The 6,667-nt window shown below is 49.3% G+C and carries 8 protein-coding genes; all 8 read left to right on the top strand.

What is annotated here, in order from left to right:
• Positions 1-489, top strand: a 489-nt coding sequence (locus PROVALCAL_RS00040; RefSeq protein WP_006657009.1) for a fimbrial protein, incomplete at its 5' end; no start/stop codon positions are given.
• Positions 490-576: 87 nt separating this feature from the next.
• Positions 577-1,302 (top strand): fimbrial biogenesis chaperone, encoded by a 726-nt coding sequence (locus PROVALCAL_RS00035; protein WP_050788067.1) that lies wholly within the window; start codon positions 577-579, stop codon positions 1,300-1,302.
• Positions 1,286-1,837, top strand: coding sequence for a fimbrial protein (locus PROVALCAL_RS00030; RefSeq protein ID WP_006657007.1), 552 nt, complete (start codon positions 1,286-1,288; stop codon positions 1,835-1,837). The genes PROVALCAL_RS00035 and PROVALCAL_RS00030 overlap by 17 nt, the downstream gene beginning before the upstream one ends.
• Before the next feature lie 22 nt (positions 1,838-1,859).
• Positions 1,860-2,441: a fimbrial protein gene (locus PROVALCAL_RS00025; RefSeq protein ID WP_039861348.1), complete on the top strand. Its 582-nt coding sequence runs from the start codon at positions 1,860-1,862 to the stop codon at positions 2,439-2,441.
• 47 nt (positions 2,442-2,488) lie between these two features.
• The gene (locus PROVALCAL_RS00020; RefSeq protein WP_006657005.1) at positions 2,489-3,031 is read left to right on the top strand and encodes a fimbrial protein; all 543 of its coding nucleotides are present in this window, start codon (positions 2,489-2,491) and stop codon (positions 3,029-3,031) included.
• 112 nt (positions 3,032-3,143) lie between these two features.
• Complete coding sequence (locus PROVALCAL_RS00015; RefSeq protein WP_243441081.1) at positions 3,144-3,812, top strand: fimbrial biogenesis chaperone; 669 nt, start codon at positions 3,144-3,146, stop codon at positions 3,810-3,812.
• Positions 3,799-4,605: a fimbrial biogenesis chaperone gene (locus PROVALCAL_RS00010; RefSeq protein WP_006657003.1), complete on the top strand. Its 807-nt coding sequence runs from the start codon at positions 3,799-3,801 to the stop codon at positions 4,603-4,605. The genes PROVALCAL_RS00015 and PROVALCAL_RS00010 overlap by 14 nt, the downstream gene beginning before the upstream one ends.
• 80 nt (positions 4,606-4,685) lie before the next feature.
• A partial coding sequence (locus PROVALCAL_RS00005; RefSeq protein ID WP_006657002.1) for a fimbria/pilus outer membrane usher protein occupies positions 4,686-6,667 on the top strand: 1,982 nt, incomplete at its 3' end.

The raw sequence follows: 6,667 nt of genomic DNA, 5'->3' as shown, positions 1-6,667 counted from the left end.
AGTCTAAATGCACTGGCTGCCCCTTCTGCGGAAGTGACTCTGCAAGGCATTCTGACTAACACAACCTGTGACGTCACCATTAATGGCGGTAAATCGGTATTAAACGTCGGTGTTTTAAAAACATCGGTTGGCGAAGCTGACTCTGACTTCTCAGCAGTCAACGCAATGTCCTCTACAACCGTTGATATGCCCGTGACTTTAGTCGGCTGTGCTAAGGGTGAAGAAGGTAACTTAATCATTCAAGGCATTACGTCTGTGGGTAACAACCAACAAGACCTCTTTGTTGCGACAGATTCACAAACTGTGGGCTTTATGATTGAAGATAAAGACAACAAGCGCATCACCAACGGTAGTGGTACAAAAGTTGCCATTGGTGCAGATGAAACCGCTGCGCAATACACCTTCAAAGTCGGTATGGCAACAGCGACAGATGCACCTGCTGCTGGCTCTTACAGCGCACCGATCTTAGTTTCTTATATCGTTAACTAATTCGATTGAGTTAACTGTATCAACTTAGGTAAGACAGCCTCACCGTCTTACCTCCCTTTTCCTAACGAGTGAGATGAGGATAGACACATGCGACATAACCGATTTATGCAAGGGATCTGCAGTGGCTTGCTATTGCTATCTGCTTCATCGTTAGCCGGGGTGGCGATTGATGCGACTCGCATTATTTTTTCTGCCAGTGATAACACAACAGGGAAGAGTGTTGGCATCACGAGTTCAAGTCAATCAGCGACCCCGTATTTAGTCAAAGCACAAATCTTGCAAACCCCCTATGGGGATAATGGTGAAACCCCGTTTGTGGTGACGCCGTCGTTATTCCGGTTAGAGCCAGGCTCAACCAATCAGGCGCGCATCATGAAGAAAAGTGGGGCGCTGCCGCAAAATAAAGAGTCGGTCTTTTACTTTCGTACCGTTGCCATGCCGACCAGCGAAAAAGGGTTAAATACCCCAAAAAATAATATTGATGGCGCGGTGCAAGTCTCCACGGGTAACGTGATTAAGCTGTTCTATCGTCCTGATAATTTGGGAATGACCCAGCAACAAGCGATGAAATCGCTGACATTTTCGAGTGTGAATAATGGGGTTAAAGTGACCAATCCTTCCCCCTACTACATCACCTTAGACACCTTAAAAATTGCCAATAAATCGGTGCCTCTGAGCGCGACCGCGGGCAATAACATGATTGCCCCTTTTGGCAGTTTTACCTATTCCCATGTTCAACGACAAGGCACGGTGGAATGGAAGGCCATTAATGACTATGGCGGAAAGGACGAATTTCATGCGCAAATTCACTAAATCATGGCCGATTTTTTTTGCCCTGTTCTTGAACGGATGGCAAATCGCGCAGGCAGAAAAAACCGAAATCCGAGCTGTTATTACGGATGATGTGGGGTGTGAGATCCGCATCCCAAACGCATTGCAGTTTACACCTAAGCGGACATCCGATTTCACCGGTGCCATTACCACTCATGAAATTAAGCCCTTAAAAGCGCAATTTATCTGTGTGGATAAAACCGGCAATCTCACCCCGAAAATTACGTTACAAGGCAACACCCCTTATAACGAAAGCACCATTTTCTTAGATGGCACCCCAAACAGCACGGGGTTTATGTTACGCCTTAGCGATGGCACACCACTCTCTTTGAGTGATTTTTACGACCCAAGCAAAGCGTTTAAACGGGGTGAACAAATTGCCTTAACGCCGCTGACTCAAGATAACGCTCACCAAACCGAAGAAACGTTTTTGGTGGGGTTAGTGGGACCCATTGATGGGGAGGCAACCCCCGGTGAGTTTTCAGCCTCTTTAACCTTTAACCTTATTTTTCAATAAAAGATAAAAGCAGGATCCGATGATGACACAGGCTCAAAAGTCACTTTATTCCCTACTGATCCCCACCGTGCTCTATGCGGTCGGGATGGGGCAATCTGCGATGGCGGCAACATCCGCAAAAACCACCTTCAATGCCAGCATTGTTGGCGGTGGCTGCCAAATTACAGCCCCCCCTACCGTGGCGATTCATAACGGGGATCTGATCCCTGCGGAAGATATCACCACGACCAGTGATATCAGCGAAACCTTTGATCTCACCATCCTTGGCTGTAAAGGTTATGGGTTAACCCCTTCGATAACCGTTGAAGGGGATACCAACAATGCCTCCGGAAAAGATCTGTTTGTCGGTACGGGCAGCACCAGCACAGGCTATGGCATTTTATTGTCCACAGACGGTAACAGTAATTTTAATAAAAGTGACAACCTCGCAACGGATAAAAAAATCACGGCACTCGCTACCAAAGAATGGAATAAAACCTTTGCTAACACATTGGATGGAACCCTCCCTCTGAAGGCAACGGTCAGTTGTGGGACCTGTACCGCCAATAACTTACAAGGTGGCGAGTTAACCGCCTCAGTGACGTTTAATTTTTTCTATAACTGATTTCTAAGGCTGTTAATAACAATGAGACACTCACTTTCTTTAGCGTGATGATAGGATTGCTCTTCCCCATCGGAGAATTACAGGCAGGAAGTGCCTCAACCACCGTCTTATTTTCAGCCTTTTTTTATGGCGGTAGCTGTGAAATTAACGCGCCGGCGCAACTGCCTTATAACAACGGTGACTCCATTCCGGATGACACAATTCGTGGTGATGCACGTTTCCGCCAGTTCAATGTCACTCTGGCAAATTGTCAAGGCTACTTTATGACGCCCAAGATCACCGTGACTGGTAATACCATAACTACCAGCGATGGTGTAAAACTCTTTGCCGATGCAACCAGCACCACAAAAGGCTACGGCGTGCGAATGTCGACAACCGGTAATACGAATTTTAATGCTAATACGAATGCCGCCATTAACAATGAAATCAGCGTCAAAAGCTGGCCTGCTGCTGGCAGCGATAACGCCGCATCGTTAAATGGACCTCTGGAATTTAAAGCCTACCTCTCCTGCGGCGCCTGCACGGCCAGTGACAATTTACAAAATGGTGAGCTCATTGCCACCGTCACCTTTAGTTTCTTATATGATTAAGTGGGTAATCCGTATGTTTTCGACTCGTCTCTCTGACTATCGCGCGCTGATTCTTGTATTGATATGCAGCTGTTTTTCGTCGCTCTCCTTCGCCACAGAAGGCGGTCTGCGCTTGGCACAAACTCGCGTCGTGTTCGATGCAGCGAACCCCAATGCAAAACTGGCCATCAAGAACAGCAGCCCACAAGTTTACTTAATCAAAGCCGATGTCATCAATACACCCGAGGGCAATGCACACCAACCCGCACCGCCGTTCATTGCCACGCCGCCGATGTTTCGCTTAGAAAAAGAGAGCCAAAACACGCTGCTCATTGTGCGTAATGGCACGTCAGAGCTCCCCGTCGACAGAGAATCGGTGTTTTATTTAAGTTTATTAGCGATCCCAGCCACCACAAAAGTCAATGCGCCGGAAGGCGACATGACCAGTGCGCAAGTTTCGGTGGGGATCCGCAACGTCATCAAGCTGTTTTACCGCCCGAAAGGGTTACCGATGAATATCGAGACTGCCTCAAGCAAGCTGACGTTTCATTATCAAAATCAACAAATTACCGTGAGTAACCCAACGCCTTATTACATCACATTAGCGCAATTGAGTGTGGATCAGCACCCTGTCGATGTCCGTGAACGGGGTCCGATGATTGCGCCCTTTTCCACCCAAACGTATCCCATGACAGCGCATGGCACACACGTGGAATGGCGAGTGATCACCGACTACGGAGACATGAGCACCGCGTATCAGGGGAGTATTCAATCAGGAGCGATCCGCGATGAACAACCTTAATTTATCAACGATTAAAAAGTCGGTGTTATATCGCCTGATGAGTGGGATTGCCTTATTGGCGACGCTTTTTGTCCCGCCTGTCTGGGCAAATAACATCCAAGACCAAATCAATGGACTCACTCTGCATTCAACCCGTGTGATTTACCCCCAGGATGCGAAAAATGGGGTGACGTACACTATCACCAATAATACGACGATACCGTATTTATTGCAGGCGCGCCTATTACCGTGGGAAGGGAATGCATCAAGTCAAACTGAGCGCGAGAATACCGAAGCCGCCGATGACAATCTGACCGCCTTTATTGCCTTACCGCCGTTACAGCGCTTTGAACCCGGTGAAACGCTCACATTACGTATTCTTCAAAAGCATCATTTACTCACGCAAGATAAAGAGTCGATTGCGCAGTTGTCACTGACCGCGATCCCCGCGCAGTCAAAAGCGGCCGCGGAAGGCGCACACATGGTGCTGGCGGTACAAAATAACCTGAAACTGTTTTACCGCCCCGCGGGATTACCCGAACACAATTTCGACCATATCGCTGAACAACTGCAATTTCAGCGCACAAAAAACACGCTCACGCTGAAAAACCCCACGCCGTTTTATGTCACGTTGGCATCCCTGTCGGTGGGGAAAAACGCTCTGGATTTAAGTCCGTCACGCATGGTTGCCCCCTTTAGTGAAAGGCAATGGCCCCTTGATGCCAGCCATACGGCGAATGATATCCATTGGCGATTCATCGATGACGAAGGCGGAAATGACACCATGAGAACACGCCAACTCTCAGCCATGTAACTGCAACCAACAGATAAACATATTCACCCGATGCACACAGCAACGGGGGGATTCTTGCATTCGCAAGATAAAGGAAGACCATGAAAAAAGCCCATAAAATTGCTGAGCATCCGCCAAAAACTCCTTTTTTCCGTTATCACCCGCTGGCGTGCGTATTGCTATTGGCGGTGGCGCCAACACTGGCCGACGATTACTTTGCCCCCAGTTTTTTAGGGGTGGTCGGTGAAAATACCGACGTGGATTTATCCGCCTTTTCACAAGCCGGTGGCGTTGCCGAAGGGGAATACACCGTGTCCGTTTTTGTGAACCAACAGGACGTGGGGCAATTCACCCTCAATTTTATCAAAAATGCCCAAGGTGACATTGCGCCTGAACTCACCCCTGAACAGCTCGACACGTTCGGGGTCAATGTGCCACACATTCCGGTACTCAAAGACTTACCGAAAGGCGAGTTGATTTCCGATTTAGGCGCACTGATCCCCCAAGCGACCACCCGATTAGATTTATCACGCTTACGATTAACTATCAGCGTGCCACAAGTCGCGATGCAGTCTCTCATCAGCCGCAATGCGGATCCGTCATTATGGGATGATGGTATTCCCGCCCTGATGGCGAACTATAACGTCAGCGCCGGTCGCACGACGAGCCGCTATGATGGTAAAAAAAACCAAAATACCAACGTCTTTGCATCCGCGCGATTAGGCGCCAATGCGGGCCCGTGGCGCCTGCGCAGTAACCTCACCCATTCCCGTTTCGAATACAGCGGGGGAAATAACTCATCCGCCACGACGAATACGCAAACCTATTTTTCCAATACCACGCTATCACGGGATATTCGGGCTTTGCGCTCGACATTGTTAGTGGGGGAAAGCAGTACCGGCAGTGATGTGTTTGATGGCGTGCCCTTTAAGGGCGTGCAGCTGACCTCCAACGAGCAGATGTTACCGAGCCAATTACGTGGCTATGCGCCGGCGATCAGTGGCGTTGCCAACAGCAACGCCCGCGTCACAATTCGCCAAAATGGCAACATCGTGTATGAAGCTTATGTGGCGCCGGGTCCCTTTTATATTAATGATATCCAGCAAGCGGGGCTATCGGGGGACTATGACGTCACCGTGACAGAAGCCGACGGCGCTCAGCGTCAATTTGTGGTGCCCTACTCGTCTTTACCGGTGATGCTGCGCCCTGGTGGCTGGAAGTATGAAGTCGCGTCAGGTCGTTACAATGGCAGCTTAACCACCCGTTCACGCCGCTCTGACTTTATTCTCGGTACCGCCGTGTATGGTTTGCACAATGATGTCACCGTGTACGGCGGCGCCTTGCTGGCGAAGGATTACCAATCGCTGAGTGTGGGAACGGGGGTCTCTTTAGGGGATTTCGGTGCCGTATCCACGGACGTGACGCACTCATCGGCTAAATTTAGCTATTCCAATCAAGTTGCCAGTACCAGTGAACGCAAAACCGGGCAATCCTACCGTATTCGTTATTCAAAAAGCTTAATGGCCACAGGCACCTCGGTGGATTTAACCGCATTACGTTACTCCACCGAGCATTTCTACAATTTCAGTGAATTTAACAGCCAAGGTTATCGCCTTGAGGACGGTCTTAGCCCGTGGACATTACAGCGTCGCCGCAGTAGCTTCCAAACCCAATTGAGCCAGCAAATGCAACAGTACGGTTCACTGCATTTTCGGGCTAACCGTGATGATTACTGGGGAAGTAGCCGAACCTTAACGGGCTTATCCGTGGGCTACAGCAACAGTTTTAAAGGCGTCAGCTACGGGGTGAACTACAACATCGACCGTGTGAAAGACAGCCGCAATAATTGGCCAGAAAACCGCCAGCTGTCCTTTAACTTAAGCGTACCGTTTAGCCTGTTTACTCACGACCGCGATGTGCAGTCGATTTATGCCACCTACTCCCTGAGCCATGACCAAAACGGGCGCACGCAAAATAACAGCGGTCTCAGTGGTAGCCTAATGGATGGCAAGCTGTCTTATGGCGCATCACAAAGTTGGGGAAATAAAGGGCAAATTGCCAACACCAACCTGAATGCGGGCTA

The sequence above is a fragment of the Providencia alcalifaciens DSM 30120 genome, from assembly GCF_000173415.1.
Lineage (GTDB): Bacteria > Pseudomonadota > Gammaproteobacteria > Enterobacterales > Enterobacteriaceae > Providencia > Providencia alcalifaciens.
This window is presented reverse-complemented; position numbering and strand designations above follow the sequence as displayed.